At 66.7% G+C, this 20,382-nt stretch carries 10 protein-coding genes and 1 pseudogene; 4 read left to right on the plus strand and 7 right to left on the minus strand.

The window, feature by feature from the left end; translation table 11 throughout:
• Nucleotides 1-457: 457 nt before the first annotated feature.
• Nucleotides 458-6,898 (plus strand): annotated as a pseudogene (locus tag ACNR9O_RS15995) (autotransporter-associated beta strand repeat-containing protein); the annotation flags it as partial.
• A gap of 42 nt (nt 6,899-6,940) precedes the next feature.
• Here the strand turns inward: ACNR9O_RS15995 and ACNR9O_RS16000 are convergent.
• Nucleotides 6,941-8,107: a GGDEF domain-containing protein gene (locus ACNR9O_RS16000; RefSeq protein ID WP_473687073.1), complete on the minus strand. Its 1,167-nt coding sequence runs from the start codon at nt 8,105-8,107 to the stop codon at nt 6,941-6,943.
• A gap of 284 nt (nt 8,108-8,391) precedes the next feature.
• On the opposite strand from ACNR9O_RS16000, the gene ACNR9O_RS16005 reads away from it, so the two are divergent.
• Nucleotides 8,392-9,261, plus strand: a complete 870-nt coding sequence (locus tag ACNR9O_RS16005) for a LysR family transcriptional regulator (RefSeq protein ID WP_473687071.1) — start codon at nt 8,392-8,394, stop codon at nt 9,259-9,261.
• Nucleotides 9,262-9,272: 11 nt separating this feature from the next.
• Here the strand turns inward: ACNR9O_RS16005 and ACNR9O_RS16010 are convergent, their stop codons facing one another.
• The 4 genes from ACNR9O_RS16010 to fae all read right to left on the minus strand — a co-directional run bounded on the left by ACNR9O_RS16010 (nt 9,273) and on the right by fae (nt 13,696).
• A complete protein-coding gene (locus tag ACNR9O_RS16010) occupies nt 9,273-10,637 on the minus strand; it encodes an MFS transporter (protein WP_473687069.1) in 1,365 nt (454 codons plus the stop codon).
• A gap of 69 nt (nt 10,638-10,706) precedes the next feature.
• A complete protein-coding gene (locus ACNR9O_RS16015; RefSeq protein ID WP_473687067.1) occupies nt 10,707-12,146 on the minus strand; it encodes an NAD-dependent succinate-semialdehyde dehydrogenase in 1,440 nt (479 codons plus the stop codon).
• Nucleotides 12,143-13,174, minus strand: coding sequence for an aldo/keto reductase (locus ACNR9O_RS16020; RefSeq protein WP_473687065.1), 1,032 nt, complete (start codon nt 13,172-13,174; stop codon nt 12,143-12,145). Before ACNR9O_RS16020 ends, ACNR9O_RS16015 begins: the two co-directional genes overlap by 4 nt.
• A 9-nt stretch (nt 13,175-13,183) precedes the next feature.
• Nucleotides 13,184-13,696, minus strand: coding sequence for a formaldehyde-activating enzyme (fae, locus tag ACNR9O_RS16025; RefSeq protein ID WP_473687062.1), 513 nt, complete (start codon nt 13,694-13,696; stop codon nt 13,184-13,186).
• Nucleotides 13,697-13,959: 263 nt separating this feature from the next.
• Here fae and ACNR9O_RS16030 point away from each other — a divergent pair, with 263 nt between their 5' ends.
• Nucleotides 13,960-15,501 (plus strand): MASE1 domain-containing protein, encoded by a 1,542-nt coding sequence (locus ACNR9O_RS16030; protein WP_473687060.1) that lies wholly within the window; start codon nt 13,960-13,962, stop codon nt 15,499-15,501.
• A 33-nt stretch (nt 15,502-15,534) separates the two neighbouring features.
• On the opposite strand, the gene ACNR9O_RS16035 is transcribed toward ACNR9O_RS16030, so the two are convergent.
• Together ACNR9O_RS16035 and ACNR9O_RS16040 are read right to left on the minus strand one after the other, a co-directional pair.
• Entirely contained in the window at nt 15,535-16,122 is a 588-nt protein-coding gene (locus tag ACNR9O_RS16035; RefSeq protein WP_473687058.1) for a hypothetical protein, read from the minus strand.
• 208 nt (nt 16,123-16,330) lie between these two features.
• On the minus strand, nt 16,331-19,429 hold the full coding sequence (locus ACNR9O_RS16040; RefSeq protein WP_473687056.1) for a TonB-dependent receptor: 3,099 nt from the start codon (nt 19,427-19,429) through the stop codon (nt 16,331-16,333).
• Nucleotides 19,430-19,956: 527 nt separating this feature from the next.
• Between ACNR9O_RS16040 and ACNR9O_RS16045 the strand changes: the two genes are divergently transcribed.
• Nucleotides 19,957-20,325: a BON domain-containing protein gene (locus ACNR9O_RS16045; RefSeq protein ID WP_473687054.1), complete on the plus strand. Its 369-nt coding sequence runs from the start codon at nt 19,957-19,959 to the stop codon at nt 20,323-20,325.
• The last annotated feature ends 57 nt before the right edge of the window (nt 20,326-20,382 follow it).

A 20,382-nucleotide genomic window follows, 5' to 3' on the forward strand; every position in this document is an offset into this window, starting at 1 on the left:
GAACTCGACATCGCTGTCCACACGGGGGGTGTGATGACTGCCGAGATCCGTCGCTGTTCGCAAGTCCACGCAGGCTTCGAGGGCTTTCGCCGCCGCCGCGGGCGATCGATCACGAAGCCTCCACGGTCGACCCTTATGCTCATGCCTGCGCGCGCAAGGCGCGTACGTTTTCCATTGCACAGGAGGTGTCAGATGGTCTTTGCACGATGGAACGCATCCGCGCCACGCTATCGCATCTGGTCGCCCCACGCCGCGGCGTCCGATAGCTGAAGTCGCTGCGACACGGCGGACTGATCCCGCCTTCCCTTTTTTTGCGCATCCGTTTCGACGCCAGCCAACTGGCCCCGTCGCACGCATGCGCCACCTGCACCAGCGCGGCTCATAGGAGAGCCGCGACATAAGCAGCGAAGCCGCCCGGCACCGGCCTTCACCTCAGGGGTACAACATGAATCGGACTTACCGGCTCGTCTGGAACCGCGCGCTGCGCGTGCTTCAAGTGGCTTCCGAACTGACGCGCGCGCACGGCGTCGACACCGCGCAGGCGACGAGGTCGCAACCGCGGCTCGCGCGTCGCGCACTGGCGCTGGCCTGTCTGGCCGCGTGCGGCGCCTTGCCGGTAGAGTCGGCGATGGCTGCCTGCTCGCCGATCAATCCGACCAATGGCGCCACGGTGACCTGCTCCGGTGCCGCCAATCCGCTCGCGCCTTCTTACGCGGCCAGCGCCGATAACCTCACCGTCAATCTTTCACCCGGCAGCACCGTCGGCGTGCTCCTCGGCCTCGGCGGCACCGCGATGTCGCTCTCCGGCAACGGCACGACGCTCAATAACAGCGGCACCATTGATCCTTCTCTGCTCGGCCTGCTCAGCCTGCTGTCTTCCGGCACGGTGATCGGCAACCCCATTCCAAGCCCGACGATCCCGGGCAGCACCGTGACCGTCAGCAATCAGGGCACGATGACAGGCACCACCGGCCTGCTTGGCTTGAATCTCGCCGACCTCACCGGCATGGCGCTGTCGGTGCAAAACGGCGTCGGCGGTACCACCACGATCGCCAACTCCGGCACCATCGGTTCAAAAAACCTGCTCGGCGTCACGGTGCTCGACGTGGATGCGCCGGTCATCGCCGTCTACGGCGGCGCCCAGGTCAACTTTGTCAACACCGGCACGATTACTGGCCGCACCGCGTTCGGGTCCTCCACCACCGGCAATACCTTCATCAACGCCGGCACGATCGGCGGCAGCGTGTCGATGGGCACCAACAGCACGAACACCTTCACCGCGGTGTCCGGGTCGAACGTCAGCAGCGGTACCAGCCTCGGGTTGAACCTGCTCGGCGTGCTGGGTCTCAGTATCAGCTTCGCGCCGACTGGACAGATCGACGGCGGCGCGGGCGGCAACAACACGCTGGTACTGCAGAACGTGCTGTCCGGCCCGGGCTCGGGCGCCGGTCCCACGGCGTCAGCGACGACTGTCTCGTCCAACACCTATGTCAACTTCCAGCATCTGACGGTGAACAGCGGCACCTGGAACCTGCAGGGGGCGCTGGTCAGCGGCGATGCCACGCTCAATGGCGGCGTGGCCATCTTCGACAACGACGCCAACTTCGGCAGCGCGTCGACCATCACATCCAACGGCGGCGGAATCGGCGCGAGCCTGAGCGGCGCGACGCTGAGCAAAGCGGTCAACCTCCATGCCGGCGGCCTCTACCTGGCCGGCGACAACAACTTCACGTTATCGGGCGTGCTGTCCGGCAGCGGCGCGCTGACCAACGACAGCACGCTCACCGGCAGCTCCCCCATCACGGTGACACTGGCAGCCGCCAACACCTACACCGGCGGCACCGTTATCAACAATGGCACCATCGCACTCGGTACGAACGGCTCGCTGGCCGCCACTGGCATGGTCAACCTCGCCGGCGCCACAAGTGTGTTCGACATCTCCGGCGCCAGCGCCGACCAGACCATCGGAGCGCTCTCCGGTGTTGTCGGCAGCACGGTCGCTTTGGGCGCACGCAGGCTCACACTGGGCGACGGCACCAACACTACCTTCGCCGGTTCCATCACCGGCACCGGCGGCATCGTCAAGCAGGACAGCGGCGTCTTCACCCTGAGCCACGCCAATACCTACACCGGCGGCACCAGCATCCAGGCGGGTACGCTGGCGCTCAGCGGCAGCGGCAGCCTCGCCTCCACCAGCGCGGTGACGCTTGGCGGCGCGACCTCGATCTTCGACATCTCCGGTGCCGCCACCGGCCCGACCATCGGCGCGCTCGCCGGCGTTGCCGGCAGCACGGTCGCTTTGGGCGCACAAAGCCTCACGTTCGGCGATGCGACCAACACGATCTTCGCCGGCGCGATCACCGGCACCGGCGGCATCATCAAGCAAAGCAGCGGCACGTCCACGCTGACGGGAACCAACACCTACACCGGCGGCACGACCATCAACGCCGGCACGCTCGCGCTCGGCCCCGGCGGTTCGCTTGCTTCGAGCGGAGCGGTGACGCTCGCCACCGGCAGCACCTTCGATATTGCGGCGGCCGGCCCGCAAAGCATCGACACCCTCGGCGGTACGGGCGGCACGGTGAACATCGGCGCGAATGCACTGACGCTCGCACCGACCGGCAGCAGCAGCTTCGCCGGCGCGATCGCCGGCAGCGGCGGCGTGGTGATCAACGGCAGCGGCACGCAGACGCTGACCGGAGCCAATACCTATACCGGCGGCACCAGCATCCAGGCGGGTACGCTGGCGCTGGGGGCGGGCGGGAGTCTCGCCGCGGGCAGTGCGCTCACGCTTGCCAGCGGCGGCACCTTCGACATCAGCGCATCAGGCAGCCAGACCATCGGCGCGCTCGCCGGCGCTGGCGGCACCATCAACCTGGGTGCGAACACGCTCAGCGTGAGTGGCAGCGGTGGCGGCAGCTTCGACGGCGTCATCCAGGGCACCGGCGGCCTGACCAACACCGCCAACACACTGGTGCTCAATGGCGCGAACACTTACACCGGCCCGACCCAGGTGCAGACCGGCAGCCTCATCGTGGGCGACGCGACACATACCTCCGCAACCGTAGGTGGCGATGTCAGCGTAGCCAGCGGCGCGTCGCTTGGCGGCTTCGGCACGATCGGCGGCAGCGCTTCGGTGCTGGCCGGCGGCCATCTCGCGCCCGGCAACCCCACCGGCACGCTCACGGTGAACGGCGATCTCACCCTGGCGCAGGGCAGCCTGCTCGACTTCTCGTTCGGCGCACCCGGGCCGAACTTCACCACGCCGGGCGTCGGCCACAACGTGGCCGTGGGCGGCAATCTCTCGATCAACGGGGCCACCATCAACCCGATCGATGCTGGCGGCTTCGGTCCTGGCTTGTACAACCTGTTCACTTACGGCGGCACGCTCACCGAAACCAATGGCGGCATCGCGCCACCGTCGGGCTTCACCATCCAGAACCTCACCGCCAGCAAGCAGATCAACCTGATCAACACCAACGGCCTGACGCTGAATTTCTGGAACGCCAACGGCTTGGCTACCAACAGCACCATGGGCGGCGGCAGCGGCACCTGGTCGCTGCCGCAGGCCAATTGGACCGATGCGGTCGGTTCGATCACGTCCACGCGCCAACCCGCCGACGCCTTCGCCATCTTCGGCGGCGCGCCAGGCACGGTGACCGTCGACGACGGTCCGGGCGGCTCGCAGCCGGTGACCGCGCTGGGCATGCAGTTCGCCAGCGATGGCTACCACCTCGTCGGTGGCACGCTCGCCCTGGTTCCACCATCGCCCAACGCGCTCAGCGAAATTCGCGTCGGCGACGGCAGTGCCGCCAGCGCGGGCTGGACGGCGACGATCGACAACACGCTGACCGGCCTGGGCCTCGACAAGACCGGCGCCGGCACCTTGGTCTTGAACGGCAGCAATGCGTACACGCAGAGCACCATGCTGAGCGCGGGTACCTTGTCCGTGAGCGCCGACGCCAACCTCGGCGCGACCAGCGCCGGCCTGGACTTCGAAGGCGGCACCCTGCGCGTCACCGGCACGACGTTCCAGTCCACCGCGCGCGCGATCACCATGGGCGCGGCCGGCGCGGGTTTCGATATCGCCGATGCAGCCAACGTATTCACTGTCAGCCAAGCCTTGAGCGGCAGCGGCGGCCTCACCAAACTCGGTGCCGGCACCCTGGTACTTATCGGCGCCAACACCTACAGCGGCGGCACCACGATCAGCGCCGGTACGCTGCAAGGCGACGCGACCAGCCTGCAGGGCAACATCACCGACGATGCTTCGCTGGTCTTCAGCCAGGGCGCTGACGGCAACTTCGGCGGCGCCATCAGCGGCACGGGCACACTGACCAAGCTCGGTACCGGCACGCTCACGCTCGGCGGCGCCAACAGCTATAGCGGCGGAACGACGATCAGCGCCGGCGCCTTGCAGGGCGACACGACGAGCCTGCAAGGCAACATCACCGACAACGCCTCGTTGATCTTCAACCAGGGTGCGGCCGGCAGCTTCGGCGGCATCGTCTCGGGCACCGGCTCGCTGACCAAGCTCGGTGCCGGCACGCTCACGCTCAGCGGCGCCAATACCTATAGCGGCGGCACCACGATCAGTGCCGGTGCGCTGCAAGGCGATACCACCAGCCTGCAAGGCAACATCACGGACAACGCCTCGTTGATCTTCAACCAGGGTGCGGCTGGCAGCTTCGGCGGCATCGTCTCGGGCACCGGCTCGCTGACCAAGCTCGGTGCCGGCACGCTCGCGCTCAGCGGCGCCAATACCTACAGCGGAGGAACGACGATCAGTGCCGGTGCGCTGCAAGGCGATACCACCAGCCTGCAAGGCAACATCACGGACAACGCCTCGTTGATCTTCAACCAGGGTGCAGCCGGCACCTTCGGCGGCATCGTCTCCGGCACCGGTTCGCTGACCAAGCTCGGTGCCGGCACGCTGACGCTCAGCGGTGCCAATACCTACAGCGGAGGAACGACGATCAGTGCCGGCGCGCTGCAAGGCGATGCCACCAGCCTGCAAGGCAACATTACCGACAACGCCTCGCTGATCTTCAACCAGGGTGCGGCCGGCAGCTTCGGCGGCGTCGTCTCCGGCGCCGGTTCGCTGACCAAGCTCGGTGCCGGCACGCTCACGCTCAGCGGCGCCAACACCTATAGCGGCGGCACCACGATCAGCGCCGGCGCATTGCAGGGCGATACCACCAGCCTGCAAGGCAACATCACCGATAACGCCGCGCTGATCTTCAACCAGGGCAGCAATGGCGTCTTCAACGGCTCGCTGTCGGGCAGCGGCACGCTGCTCAAATCCGGTGGCGGCAGCCTCACCTTCAATGGTGCCAATCCGTTCTCCGGCGCCACCACCGTCTCGGCAGGGACCTTGATCGTCGGCGACAACAGCCATCCGAGTGCCACGCTCGCCGGCGCGGTGACGGTCAACAGCGGTGCCACACTGGGCGGCATCGGCACCATCGGCGCACTCGATCTTTCCGGCACGGTGATCCCGGGCAACACCACCGGCACGCTGTCGGTGACCGGCAATGCAGTGTTCCGCAACGGCTCCAGCTACCAGGTCGGTGCAACGCCGACCGGCCAGGCCAGCCGCATCGCGGTCGGCGGCAGCGCGTCCATCCTCGGCGGCAGCGTGCTGGTGCTGGCGCAGCCGGGCAATTACGCGCCGCGCACCGACTACACCATCCTCACCGCCGCGCAGGGCGTCACCGGCCAGTTCGGCGCAGTGAGCGCGAACCTGCTGTTCCTGACGCCGACACTCAGCTATCTGCCCAATGCGGTGAACCTCCGGCTGCAGCGCAACGATGTCAGCTTCGAAAGCGTCGCCGACACCAGCAACCAGAAGAACACGGCCGGCGCGCTTGACCATCTGGACCCGTCCTCGCCGGTCTATGACGGCCTGCTCGGTCTTAATGCGCCGGACGCGCGGCACGCCTTCGACCAGCTCTCCGGCGAAATGCAGGCGAGCATCACCACCGCGCTGGCCGACGACAGCAGCTACGTACGCGACGCCATCAACAACCACCTGCTTGGCGCCAGCTACGGCGGCCAGAACGCCGAAGGCGCCACCGCCAACGGCACCATGGTATGGAGTTCGCTGTGGGGCCACTGGGGCGACCACGACAGCGACGGCAATGCGCACGACATGAAGGCCAATGGCAGCGGCCTGCTGGTCGGCGCGGACATGGGCTTCGACGAGCTACGCGTGGGCGGCGTGGTCGGCCACGGCCAGAACAGCCTCAACGTGCGCGAGGTCGGCTCCTCCGCGCATGCCAAGGCCAACTACGCCGGCCTGTATGCCAGCTGGAACCTGGGCAGCATCCGCCTGCGCGGTGGCGCGGCCTATGCCTGGCAGAAGATCGACACGACGCGCCGCATCGCCTACGGCCCGTTCTCCGGCACGGCCCAGGCCAGCTACGACGCCAACACCGCGCAAGCCTATGTCGAAGGCGGCTACGTCATCCCGTTCGGCCAGGGCACGGTCGAGCCCTACCTCAATCTCAGCCAGGTGCACGTGCGTACGGATGCGTTCACCGAACACGGCACGCCCGCGGCGCTCGCCGTGGACAAGAGTTCGTCCAATCTGTCCGCGGCGATCGCCGGCGTGCGCGGCACGCTGGACCTTGGCGCGGGCGGGCTGCATGCGTATGCCGGCGTGGGTTACCAGCACGCCTGGGGCGATCGCGTGCCGGAGCGCCGGCAGCGCTTCGTGGCCGGTACGGACGACTTCAATGTGTACGGCGTGCCGGTGGCGGACAACGCCGGCGTGGTCGACCTCGGCGTGCGCTTCCCGCTCAGCCACGTGGTCACGGTGGACTTCGGCTATCACGGCCAGTTCGCCAGCGACGCACGCGACCAGTCGGCGCGGCTGACGGTGAACGTGGCGTTCTGACCTGGGTGGCAGGGAGTCGCCGGATAACCGGCGGCTCCCTGCTCAGGGCGATGCCGTATCCGCATGGCGCACGCAGTTGCGCCCGGCGGATTTCGCGCGGTAAAGGGCCCGGTCCGCCGAGGCCACCAGGGGCTCGAAAGCCGGTGCCTCCTCGCCGACCGCCACGCCGATGCTGGCGGTGACGCGCAGGCGATGCCCGTTCAGCAGCACCGATGAATCGGCCAGCCCCGCGCGCAGCCGCTCAGCCAGCTCGCCGGCGTCGTGCCATCCCGCGCCCGGCAGGGTGAGCAGGAATTCCTCGCCGCCGTAGCGGCCGACCGCGTGCCCGGGCCATTGCACCACTTCGCGCAAGACCTTCGCCGCATGCACCAGCACGGCGTCGCCGCCTTCGTGCCCCCAGCGATCGTTGATTTGCTTGAAGCGATCCAGATCCAGGGCCAGCACGGCGAAAGGCCGCCGCTGCAGCATGCTGGCCGCCAAGGCACGGCGCCCTTCCAGCAGCATCGCGCCGCGATTGAGCAGGCCGGTCAGTGCGTCGGTGGAGGCCATGCGGCGCAGGTCCACCATCAGGCGCTCGGTGATCATCAACAACAGCGCAAAGTACGCAGCCAGGCTGATCACGATGCCTGCGACATAGGTCATCGCGACCGGCGCGCCCCCGCGGAACAGGTCGCCGCCCGCTCCGGGGCTCAAAGGCACGAACGGCCGGATCAGGAACAGCACGGCGTCGACCGCCATCACCAGGGCGAAGATGCGGCTGCTCAGCCGGATCTCGCGCGGGGCGAAACGCAGCAGGAGGGTGAAGCACCATACGTCCCAGATCACCGCCTGCACGCTGGCCAGGACGATGCGCGTGCGCAGATCGGGTACCGCGTAGGCGAACCAGGCGATGCCCGCGCCGTATACCAGGACGATCGCCAACGCCGCACCCCAACGGAAGCGCCGCCCAAGGTGCAGCGAAAGCCCCTGCACCATCAGGCTGCCGGCGAGCGCGATCGCCGTGTTGGCGACGACGATGGAAATGAAGTCCGGGATCTGTCCGCGCAACGAAATCAGCGTGATGCCCGCCGTCGACACCCACAGGCTGCCGACCCAGATACGCAGCGCCGGCTGCCCGCGCAGCACCAGCATCAGCGACGTGAAGCCGATGGATGCGCTGACAGCGGCCAGGAAACTGACGAAGATCAGGGTGGGGATATCGAGCTGCATGAGTGCCTCGCTCCGGCACCTGCCATGCCGGCCGCGTTCGATGGACGGTTGCAATACCGCCCCTTTAACGGCGGCATCTCGGGAAACTTGAACACAGTACTTGGCGCAGACAAGCATCGTCGGTGGTCCGGCGAGACGGCCAGGCCTGCCTTGCCACATTCCCGTTGACAAGATTCCAGCCCGGCGGCGTACGAACCATCCGATATCGCCACCGCGGCGCATCTACCTGCGCCAGGGCGTCAGCCATCATGTCCGCAACCGAAGTTTCTACCGGATGGGATGCCATGCGTTCGCTGCCCTCGCTTCATGCGCTCAAGATCTTCGAGGAAGTATCGCGCCATCCCAGCTTCAATCGCGCCGCCGAATCGCTGCACCTGACCCAGAGCGCAGTCAGCCGTCAGATTCGCCAGCTCGAAGATTTCCTTGGCGTGATCCTGTTCGTGCGCACGCCACAGGGTTTATCGCTCACCGACGCAGGCCGCTCACTGTCGGGCGAACTCAACAGGGCATTCGCCCACATCGAGCAGGCCGTGCACGTGCTGCGCATACCGGGCCTGCATGGCCGCCTGCGCATCCTCGCGCCGCCCACCTGGGCGACCCGCTGGCTCTCGCCGCGCCTGCACGTATTCTGCCGCCAGCACCCGACGCTGCTGTTGAGCGTGATCAATCCCGCGGCGGACCAGCCGCCAATGGACTTCGACTGCCGTATCCGCTTCGGCCGCGGTCCGGCCGCGCACGGTGACAGCCACCTGCTGGGCATGGAGCGCCACCTTGCCGTGGCGGCGCCTGCGCTGTGGCATGGCGGCGAGCTGGAGGCTTCGGCGCGGCTGCACATCCTGCATGAGGGCCGGCGCCTTTCGCTCTGGGAAGCCTGGCAACAGGCGGTGGGCATCGAACTGCCGGATGCAGGCAACCTGGAATTCAGCACACTGGACCAAGTGATCCATGCCGCCTGCGCCGGCGGCGGCATTGCTGTGGTGGATCGCACCATGATTGAACGAGAACTTCGCGACGGCGTCCTGCGGCCCCTGTCGCCGGTCGAAGTGGTCGGCCCTTACGGTTATTGGCTCGATGTCCCGCTGGACAAGCGCGGCCTGCGCAAGGTCGAAACGTTCTGCGCCTGGCTGCACCGGGACGCCATCGACGACACCTGAGCCGGAGCTGCTCAGGCCGTCGCGTTTTCCGTTCTCGCAGCCACCGGTCGCTCCGCGCTTGCGGGGTGCCCGCACTGCCCTGCTTCGCTCAGCGCGACGCCCTTGGTCTCCGGTGCCCACAGGAAGGAAATCGCCGCGCCGAACAAGAGCACGCCTGCAAGCACACCCATGGTGGCATTCAGGCCGAGCGCCGCGACGCTCACCGGCAGCAGGAAGGTGCTGGCCGCCGAACCCAGGCGGCTGGCCGCCGTGGCCAGGCCGATGCCGCAGGCGCGCACTTCGGTGGGAAAGCTCTCCGCCGGATAGACGCCAACCAGGTTACTCACCGCCGAAAGCACCAGGGTGAACAGCGCGAACAGCACCGCCGCCAGCCAGGTCATCGCCGGCGGCACCAGGATCAAGGCCGCCAGCGCACCGCCGAGCACGACAAATGAGCCGATCAGAAAACCCCGGCGACTGAAGCGCAACGTGCAGGCGATGCCGAGCAAGGCGCCCAGCACCAGCATGCCGTTGAGCGCCATCTCCGCGCCCAGCCCTTCGCTCAGGCCCATGCTGCTCAGGATCGACGGCAGGAAGGTGTAGATCGCGAAGTACGGCATCACGATGCAGATGAAGAAGGCGCAGTTGAACAGCGTGCGACGTCGATAGGCGGCGCCGAACAGACGGCCGAAACCGTGACGCCCGGGCTCGACGCGCTCGTCCAGCAGCACGTTCGCGCCCAGATGCTTGCGCACGACGCTGCGAGCCTCTTCCACTCGCCCCTTCTGCAGCAGCCAGCGCGGCGATTCCGGCGTGCCCGTGCGGGCGACCAGGATGCACACCGCCGGCACCGCCGACGATGCCAGCAGCCAGCGCCACGCATCATCGCCGAGCGGCAACACCGCCAGGCCGGCAAAGGTCGCGGCGACATAGCCGAAGGTCCAGATCACGCTGAACGAACCGAGCAGCGCGCCGCGGTTCCGCCGTGGCGCGAACTCGGCCAGCATCGCGTGCCCCACGCTGTAATCACCGCCAAGGCCCACGCCGATCAGCACGCGGACGAGGAACAGCTGCCATGCATCCTGCACGAAGAACTGCATGCCCGAGGCCAGCGTGATCAGTGCAAAACTCAGCACGAAGATCTTCTGTCGCCCGATGCGGTCGGACAGCCAGCCGAACACCAGGCTGCCGGCGAACAGACCGATCAGGGCGGAACTGCCGATCAAGCCCTGCCATACGGGGTCGAGCCCGAGCTGCGGCGAGAGCACTGCGAGCGCGCTGCTGATCAGGCCGAGAATGTAGCCGTCGGTCAGATGCGCACCGAAGGTGAGCGCGGCGATCTTCAGATGGAAACGGCCGATCGGCAGATCGTCGATCCTGACGGGCTGGACGGGCATGGCTCACCTCCGGTGTGGCGTGGATCCGGGAGCCCGACGGGCTCCATGAAAGCGCGGAGAAACCGCCGGCTATGTGGCCAGCCCACCCATCAGCAGGTACTTGATCTCCAGGTAGTCGTCGATGCCGTAGCGCGAACCTTCGCGTCCGGTGCCCGATTCCTTGATGCCGCCGAACGGTGCCACTTCGGTCGAAATGATGCCCTCGTTGATGCCGACCATGCCCGCTTCCAGGCCTTCGGCCATGCGCCACACGCGACCGATATCGCGCGTATACACATAGGCGGCCAATCCGTATTCGGTGTCGTTGGCCAGCTGCAGCGCCTGTTCTTCGTCGCGGAAACGGAAGCACGCCGCCACCGGCCCGAAGGTTTCCTCCTGCGCGATCAGCATCGAAGGGACCACGTCGGCCAGCACCGTGGGCTCGTAGAAGGTGCCGCCGAGCTCGTGCCGGCGTCCGCCACATAGCAGGCGTGCGCCGCCGGCCAGCGCGTCATGCACGTGACGCTCTACCTTTTCCAGCGCCGCGGCATTGATCAGCGGCCCCTGGTCGGTATCGCCGGCCTGCGCCGGGCCCACGCGCAGCTGGCGCACGGCTTTGGCCAGGCGCTCGGTGAAGGGCTCGAAGACGTCGTCTTGCACAAGGAAGCGGTTGACGCAGACGCAGGTCTGCCCCGTGTTGCGGAATTTGGACGCGATCGCACCCTGCACCGCCGCGTCGAGGTCGGCATCGGCGAACACCACGAACGGCGCGTTGCCGCCAAGTTCGAGGGACACCTTCTTGAGGGTGCCGGTGGCTTGCCGCGCCAGCAGCTTGCCGGTGCGCGTCGAGCCGGTGAAGGCGAGCTTGCGCACCAGCGGCGAGGACAACAGTGTCGCGCCGATCGCTGCCGCGTCTCCGGAGATCACGTTGAACACGCCGGCCGGTACGCCTGCACGCTCGGCCAGCACGGCCAGCGCCAGCGCCGACAGCGGTGTTTCCTCCGACGGCTTGAGCACCAGCGTGCAACCCGCCGCCAGCGCGGGACCGACTTTGCGCGTGACCATCGCAAGCGGGAAATTCCACGGCGTGATCGCTGCCACCACGCCAACCGGCTGCCTGGTCACCACGATGCGCGCGTCGGCGCGATGCGACGGAATCACGTCGCCGTAGACACGCTTGGCCTCCTCGCCGAACCATTCGAGGAAGCTCGCCGCATACGCCACTTCGCCGGCGGCCTCGGCCAGCGGCTTGCCCTGCTCGCGGCTGAGCAGCGCCGCGAGCTCGGCGCGATGCAGCAGCATCAGGTCCGCCCACCGACGCAGGCAGGCGGCGCGGTCGCGCGCCAGCGTCCCACGCCACGCCGGCAACGCGCGATGGGCCGCTTCGATCGCCAGCGCAGCTTCGTAGGTGCCGCCGCGGGCAACGTCCGCGACGACCTCGCCGCTGGCCGGATCGCGCACCGCATAGGTCGCGCCGCCGCGATGCCATTCGCCGCCGGTGTAATGCCCGGTTCTCAGCAGATCGTTCATGTCGCCTCCGTTGTCGCGAACGGCCCGCGCGCGGCGCCGGCGATGCGCGACAGACGCTTGCCCGCGGTGTAGTCGTTGATCAGGTCGCATGGCGTGTAGTTGCGTTCCAGTTCGTAGCGCTCGTCCTCGTCCAGGCGCATCGACAGCGCCGCCAACGCGCTGTCGAACTGTCCGGTGGAATCGGCGCCTACCAGCATGCAGTCCACGCCCGTGCGCGCCAGCACCCAGGCTTGCGCGATCTGCGCGCTGCTTACGCCGCGGCGTTGCGCGACGCGCTGCACCGAGCGGGCGATCGCCATCGAAGCCTCGTCGCCATACATCTCCCGCGTGAAACCGTCGGTCTGGTTGCGCGTAGATTGCGCATCGCCCGCCAGCAATCCGCGCGCCAGCGGACTGAACACCGATACGCCCAGGCCCAGTTCGCGGCAGAACGGAATCATCTCCCGCTCCTCTTCGCGATAGGCGCAGTTCAACTGCAGCTGCATGTTGATCGGCCGGTTCCAGCCATGCCGTTCGCAGGCGAGCAGGATCTTTGCCAGCTGCCCGGTGAGCATGGTGGACACGCCGATATAGCGCGCCTTGCCCGCGCGCACGATCTCGTCCAGCGCCTGCATGGTTTCCTCGACCGGCGTGCCGGTATCGAAGAAATGCAGCATGTAGATATCGACGTAATCCATGCCCGCGCGCGTCAGCGAGGCATCGATGCCGTCCATGATGTGCTTGCGCGAGTGGCCGCGGGCATTGATGCCCTCGCGCGTGCCATAGCCCACCTTGGTGGTCACCACGATGTCTTCGCGACGCACCAGCCGGCGCAGGATGCGGCCGACCACTTCCTCGCCGACGCCGGCCGAATAGAAGTCGGCCAGGTCGATGAAATTGACGCCGCGGTCGAGCGCGTGCCGCACGATCGGCTCGCTGCGAGCCTCGTCGAAAATCCACGGCTTCCATTCGGGCGTGCCCATGTTCATGGTGCCCAGGCATAGCCGCGATACCTGCAGGCCGGAGTGGCCCAGACGCACGTAATCCATGCCGGGCCCTCAGCCTTCGGGGGTGTAGAAGGGATTGCCGATGCGCGACGAGGCCGCGGCCACCGCCTCGCGCGAGGGCCGCGCCGCAAGCGCCGCGCGCAGCGCGGTTCGACAGGCCTCGACGTTGTGGCGGTAGACCGCGTCCAGGTCATCGCAGTCCGGGTTCACCCAGTTGGCGGTGACGATGGCCCAGTCGTCTTCCGCCTCTGGCGGCAAGGTGCCGTCCAGCAACGCGTCGGCCACGGCGCGGGCGATCCCGGCCTGCGAAGCGCCCCAGGTCGCATTCGCGTGCAGTTCGCCACGGATCTCAGCCTTGTTCACGTATAACGTCATCGGCTTGACCGGTACGCCCGGCTGCAGAATCACCATGAACGGGCAGTGCCCCTGGCTGGGCGAGGCCAGGCCGTTGGCAAAGGCCATGCCGGCCGGGCCGTTGCGCGGCCCGAGCAGGATGTTGACGTGAGCGGCATTGACGCCGGGGCCGGCAAAGCCTTCGCCGATGTAGAGGTCGCGAGGTTTCATGCGGGTAGAACACTCCATGAGGGCCGGTGGGGACCGGGCTGCGATGGAGGTTTAGCAGCGAGGACGAAGGCATCGCCAACGACGAAAGATCGGAAGGTTATGCTTCGAAATCGCATGACGGCGGCACTTCACCGCTGCTTCACATCGACCTGGGTGTGATCAACGCTTTGCACCAAGGTTGCGGCAGAGGTCAGACCAAGCATCCGGGGGAAAACAACATGCAGGCAGGACCGAGGGCGGGGGCCCTTTTTCGTCAAGCGGGAGTGACGGCGATTTACCTGATCGCACTGGTGGTGTTCCGCCAGATCTCCGTCAACCATTGGATCATCCTCACCGGCCTTCATCTCGCGGCGCTGTTGCTGGTGCCTTACCGGTACTGGCCGGCGCTGTTCGTCGGTGATACGGCGCGGCTCGCCTACGTCAGCTACACCTGCCTGGGCCAGTTCGGCCTGTTATGGGCGTTGGTGAACCTGATTCCGTTCGTCGCCTATGCGGCACCCATCGTGTGGTTCTTCCGGGAACGCTTGCGCCTGTTCCCCGATCGCGATGCGGTCAATGTGCCGGCGCTGATGGCCTGCTCACTGGCCGTCGCTGCGCTCGCCACCGCCGTGACCATCGGGCAGCTGCAGATCACGCCGCTGCCGCCAGGCTACGTGATCCATTACGGCGAAGTGATCGCGCGGCTGGTGCTCGGCAATTTCATGGGCGTGCTGACGGTGACCCCGATCGCCCTGGTCTGGCAACAGAGCGTTGCAGGCCGCTCCTGGCGGCAGTGGAGCCAGGGCCTGGCGGAAAGCCGGCTTTTCATCGAAAGCGTGTGCGCGCTCGTGCCCGTCGCCTTCCTCGCCTGGCTGGGCGCGCGCGATGCGCAGCTGCGCCCGGTCGCGCAGATGGCGATGTTCCTCCCCGTGGTCGTGCTGGCGATGCGCCATGGCTGGAAAGGCGCCGCGGTGGCCGGAACGATGGCCAGCCTCGGCATCGTGTTCCTGATGCCCGCCACCAACGACCTCGCGACATTGCAGGCCGAAACGCTGGTGGCCCTGGCGATCGGCACGATGCTGCTGATCGGCGCGCGCATGACGGTCAGCGACGGGCGCGCCGAGCAGCATCACGCGCAGATGCGCGTGGCTCTCGCGCTGGCGCAGCGCAACGTCTACCTGGGCGAAGCGCAGATGCGCGCCACCGCGCAAGGGCTGGATCACCTGCGCGGCTCCATCCAGGGCGTCTTCGATCTGATGCTGCGGCGATTGCGCCACCTGCAGCCGGTGGTGGACGAAGCCGGTTATCGGCAGCACGTCCAGCAGGCGCAGGAGCAGCTGTTCCGCCTGACCGATGCCATGCATCCATCACTGCTCGGCGAGCGCGGACTGCCCGCCGCCCTGGCGCACGGTGCCTTGCCGCGGCTGCTCAACGAAGCCGGCGTGAGGTACTGGTGCAATCTGCGCGGGCCCGTGAGCGGCTTCCCGCAGGCCATGCATCTGGCTGCCTATCGAATCGTGGCGGAAGCCATAGCCGCGGCTTGTGCCGACCGCGACGTATCGGACGTGCTGGTCAAGATCCGCTGCGGCACGCAGCATCGGCCATGGCTGGTGATCATGGTCGAGACGCGCAAGCAGCCGGCGCGGGCCTGCCAGGTGGATTGGGAAGGACTCCTGCCGAACCTGCGCCTGTGCGCCAGCGGCCTGGGCCACAAGGCCATCCGCGATCGTGCCGCGACGTTCGAAGGAAGCATGCGGGAACGGACTTCGCCCTATCGCAGCCGTCTCATGGTATCGCTGCTGGAACCGAACCATCTCCACGCCTGAGCGTGGAGATGGTTGGCATCGGGCTGCACGGACTCACTGCGCCTTGATGTTGCACTCCACCGGATCGCACGAGGCGTCGTTCGCGCGCATCGTACCGGTGCTGAGCGTCTGCACCTTGATATTGCATTCGACCGGATCGCATCCGGCGCCGTTCGCGCGCACGGTGCTCAGCGCCTGCACCTTGATGTTGCAGTCCACCGGATCGCATGTCGAAGCGGCGCTCAGGCGCAGGGTGCCGTCGCTCAGCGGCGTGGCCGTGATGGCGGTGGCGCCGTCGTTGTAGACCGTCGCCGGCGCGGCCGTGGCCGCCACCGCGACGGATGCCGCTGCCGGCTGGCTGGGCGTGGTCACCTGCGGCGCGAAACGGCCGATCGGCAAGGTAATGAACTGGCCGCCCACCGTACCCACGCTGCCGAGCACGTTGCCGTTGCTGTCGTTGACCTGGATATAGGTCACGCCACCCAATTCGAACCGGTAGACATGAAAGTGCGGATGGACGCTGACGTCCGCGGCGTTCGGCCAGGACTGGCCAAGACCGGTGGCCGGCGTGGCGGCGATGACGGCTCCGGAGGTAACGACGGCGAGCGACACTGCGAGAACTGCACGTGACATCAGACGCATGGTGAACTCCTTGGACTTGGTGGAAACGCAATCCTTCTCGACCGGAATCTAATCGTCCGGCGATGAAGAATAAGGCAAGGCAGAACGCCATATCCTGTGCCGTCCGGCCGCCAGGCACCATGAAAAAAAAGCCACCGGCTTGCGCCGGTGGCTTTCACGACTTGATCGGCCGGACCGGCATCTGACGATGCCGGTCCGTGTTTCGCAATTAGAAGTCGTAGCGGGCGGTGACACGGAAGTAACGCGGATCCGTGTAGTTCAGCTCGCGGTCGTACAGCGGGTTGACCGTGGTGCGGTTCAGCGCGTAACGATAGTTGTACATCGTCGGCGTCTGACGGTTCAGCACGTTGATCACGTCCAGCTGCAGGGTCAGCTTGTTGTCCATCCAGCCCGGCGTGTAGGCCGCATTGAGGTTCAGCTGGTAGGTCCACGGCGCGGTGCCGTGCGAGCCGCGCGGCGAGATCTGGTAATCAGCCGACGGTGCGGAGTAACCCTTCGAGCCCGGCGCCGTACCCGAACCGGCCAGGCCGCAGAACCAGTATGTGGAGCTGTTGTACAGGCCGGCGTCGGCGGTCGGGTAGTAGCTGGTGCAGTTCTTCGGACGGCCCGAAGCGGCGATCAGCGTCGCGCCGAAGCGCCACTCGGTGTTGAGCTGGTAGTAGCCGAACGCCTTGATCTGATGCGCGCGATGGTTCGGCAACGTGCCGTTGGAGCCCACCATCAGCTGCGGCAGATCCCAGTCCTGGGTGCGCGACACATCGGACTGGCCGCCGGCGCCGGTATCCAGGTCGGAGGCCAGCTGGCCTTCGGTGTTGCCGTAGTTGCGCGAGAAGGTGTACTCGACCTTGCCGTACCAGCTGTCGGCGAACGGATGCTCGACGAACAGATCGACGGCGTAGTACTTGCGCTTCAGATCGGGCAGCTTCAGATCCTGCTGGCTGTAATGCACTTCCTTCAGGCTGCCGTCGGCCTGCGGGATCAGGAAGGTGTTGCCGCGACCCGGGTTGAAGGTCAGGCAGCCGACGCCCTGGATGCAGGTGTCATCGATCGCGCTGCGCAGCTTGCGGTAGGTGAGCTTCGCGCCGTAGTTGAAGGTCGGCGAGATCTGCTGCTCCATGCCCAGGATGTACTCGTCCTGGAAGTGGGAGCGCAGGCCCTTGGCCGCCACTGTGCGCGGATCCGGCGCCTGGCCGCATTCCTTGTTGGTGGAGACGCCACCCGTGTTGGGGCAGATGGACGGGCTGGTCGGATCCACCGCGATCGGATTCAGGCCCTGCGGCACGCCGCTGCGCGGATCGACGCCGGCGTAGGTGAAGTACTGGTTGCTGATCAACGAGCCGGACACGCTGCGCACGGCGGCGTTGTTCGGCACGGCGAGGTGGTAGCGGCCAGCGTTGGCGAACACCTTCAGCGACGAGTCGCCGAACACGTCCCACGACGCACCCAGACGCGGCGCCAGCTGGTGGCGCTGCTTGATGTAGGCGTCGCCGTTCTTGTTGTAGTTGGTGAACTGCTCGTTGCGCAGGCCCAGCGACAGCAGCCAGCGATCGTTGATCTGCCAGCGGTCTTCGATGAACTGCGCCGCCTGGTCGGTTTCCACGCCGGCGCGCTGGGTGTTGTACGCCTTGTAGACGTAGTAGCCCTTCGCGCCGAGGCCGCCAGCCGAGGCCGGCGAACCGTACACGCCGTTGCTCGAATCGACCGCGGCGTTCGGGTCGGTCTGCTTGCCGTAGATCCACGCGTAGCCGCCGGCATATTCCTTGCCGGTGAACGACTTCGCGTTCTGCGCGTCGTAGCCGAAGCGGATGTCGTGGTCACCGAGGCGGTACTCGATGTCCAGGCGCCAGCCCTTGGTCTTGTCGTTCGCGCCGTCGAGCGGCAGGGTCGAGGTGGTGGCGGTCTGGCAGCTGTTGTACGTCTGGCCCGGCGCCTGACCATTGGCCAGCACCGAGATGTACGGACAGCTCGGATCGAAACCGTAATTGGTCTGCACGTGCTTGACGGTCTGCGTGCCGTACAGCGCCGACACGGTCAGGTCGTCGGTGATGTAGCCGGTGTACTTGGCGATATACAGGTCGCCGCCATCCTTGTTGTACACGCCGCCGGTCTGCGTGTTGCCGTGGCTCAGCGTCTTGTAGTCGTAGGCGTAGCGCTTGGAGGTGGTCTCGGTCTTGTCCGACACACCCGTGAATTCGAGGATGTGGTTGTCGGTGATGTTCCAGTCGATCTTCGCCGTCCAGCGCGGGATCTTGGTGGTGAAGTCGCTGTAGCCGATCTTCGAGGCCGAGGCCGCGGAGTTCGAGAACGAGCGCACTTCAGCGCCTTCCTGGCGGTTCACTTCGGCATTGATGTAGTAGAACAGGCGATCCTTGATCAGCGCGCCGCTGATGTAGGCGCCGACCGTGGACTTCCAGTACTGGTTGCGGTTGCGGTACTGGTACAGCGTGCCGTCGGTGGCCGCGTTGGTGGCCGCGCCGGTGTGCGGGAAGTAGTTGTTGCGCGGGCTGGCGCGCAGCGCTTCCGGTTCCCAGATGGTGTAGACGCCGCCCTTGGTCTGGTTCGAACCGCGCTTGGTGACGATGTTGACCACGCCGCCGGTGGAACGGCCGAACTCGGCGCCGTAGCCGCCGGTCAGCACCTGCTGCTGGTCGATCGCATCGAACGGCAGCTTGGTGAAGCCGATCGAGGTCAGCGGGTTGGTCACGGCGTAGCCGTTGATGAAATACGCGTTCTCCGACGACGCCGCGCCGCCGAAGCTGGGCGCGCCGGGGTAGCTGGAGTTGGGGATCACGCCCGGCGCCAGCAGCGCGGCGGCGGCGATGTCGCGGTCGATCGGCAGCTTGGCCAGCTGCTCGGAGGTCAGCACGGTGCGGGTGTCGACCGAGGACACGTCGATCGCCGGCAGGGCCGAAGCCACCACCGAGACGCCGTCGAGGTTCTTGGCGTCGGAAGCCGTCGCGGCGGACGCGCCGAAGGACACTTCCGTACCGCCGGCAATGCTCAGCTCGACGTTGTCGCGCGTGCTGACAGCCGCGTCGTTGTTCTTCAGCGTGACGGTGTAGCGGCCGGTCGGCAGCGAGCTGAAGCGGTAACGGCCCTGCGAATCGACCGAGGTCGTGCGGGTCAGGCCGGTGTCGACGTTCTTGATCTCGACGCTGGTGCCCGACTGCGGGGCGACTTGGCCGAAGATCGAGCCGGTGATGTTGGACTGAGCGAAGGCGCCGGTGCCCGCGAGGGCGAGGGCAACCGCCAGGGCCAGGGACGAACGCCCCTTAGGCCGCTTGGTGAAAGCAGCGAAATGACTCACGAGTTGTACTCCCATCAACTTGTTAGCAACGCAAGATCCGCAGTGGGTGCGGACCGGGGATGTGGGTCTTGCAAGCCCGGGGTGGGCCTTAGCTCAAAAGGACGAACGCTTGCTCCCGGACGGCTGACAGATCGCGGCCCCTCGATGGCGAGCCCCCCTCTCCTGGCCGTCCGGCCCCAAAGAGCAGCCGGTTGTATAGCGCAACATCGTACGAATCTCAACGAATTTGTAACGCCATTTTTTTGACTGTGTCACCAGTCATGCGTCGAGAAAATCCCCGGTTTTTTCGTAACTTGCTGTCGTCAAAGGCACGTTGACCATGCTGCGAAGCAGCACGCAAGCTTCGCGAAAGCTTACGAATGAGCAACCCCGCGCGCACGCTTTCTTCGCCTTGGTCATCGCGCCCTGAACGGTGCGCCAGGAATGGAAGCGATGTTCACGCCCGACCTGCTGGGATGGTCTCCGGGCATGCGAAAACGCGTCCCGACTGTCTCTCCGACAGCTTCCCCACTCTCAGGAGAGTTGCCATGCAGACTTCGACTTTGTTCCGCAAAACCCTGACCGCCGCAGGCCTGGCCGCCATCCTCGCCGCCATGCCGCTGGCCCAGGTCGCCGCGCAGGATGCCGGCGCAATGCAGAAGTCCACCACCAACCAGACCGTGCCCGACAAGGCCGCCGATGGCTGGATCACCACCAAGGTGAAATCCGAGCTGGCGACCACCAAGGGCATCAAGAGCGGTGACCTGTCGGTCACGACGACGGATGGCGTCGTCACGATCACCGGTACCGCCGCCAGCGCTCAGGAGAAATCGAAGATCGAGCAGGTCGCCAAGGCGGTGAAGGGCGTCAAGAGCGTCAACGCCGGCAGCGTAACCATCAGCGATACCGCCAAGTGACCGTCGCGCCGGTGACGCGGGAACAAAAAGAAAGGAGCCCTCGCGGGCTCCTTTCTT

The sequence above is a fragment of the Dyella sp. CR10 genome (assembly GCF_055814425.1).

Bases quoted from the DNA above. Each gene is read 5' to 3' on its own strand.
- ACNR9O_RS16000 (WP_473687073.1), bottom strand. From the start codon at position 8,107: ATGCAGCTCGATATCCCCACCCTGATCTTCGTCAGTTTCCTGGCCGCT.
- ACNR9O_RS16005 (WP_473687071.1), top strand. From the start codon at position 8,392: ATGCGTTCGCTGCCCTCGCTTCATGCGCTCAAGATCTTCGAGGAAGTA.
- ACNR9O_RS16010 (WP_473687069.1), bottom strand. From the start codon at position 10,637: ATGCCCGTCCAGCCCGTCAGGATCGACGATCTGCCGATCGGCCGTTTC.
- ACNR9O_RS16015 (WP_473687067.1), bottom strand. From the start codon at position 12,146: ATGAACGATCTGCTGAGAACCGGGCATTACACCGGCGGCGAATGGCAT.
- ACNR9O_RS16020 (WP_473687065.1), bottom strand. From the start codon at position 13,174: ATGGATTACGTGCGTCTGGGCCACTCCGGCCTGCAGGTATCGCGGCTA.
- fae (WP_473687062.1), bottom strand. From the start codon at position 13,696: ATGAAACCTCGCGACCTCTACATCGGCGAAGGCTTTGCCGGCCCCGGC.
- ACNR9O_RS16035 (WP_473687058.1), bottom strand. From the start codon at position 16,122: ATGCGTCTGATGTCACGTGCAGTTCTCGCAGTGTCGCTCGCCGTCGTT.
- ACNR9O_RS16045 (WP_473687054.1), top strand. From the start codon at position 19,957: ATGCAGACTTCGACTTTGTTCCGCAAAACCCTGACCGCCGCAGGCCTG.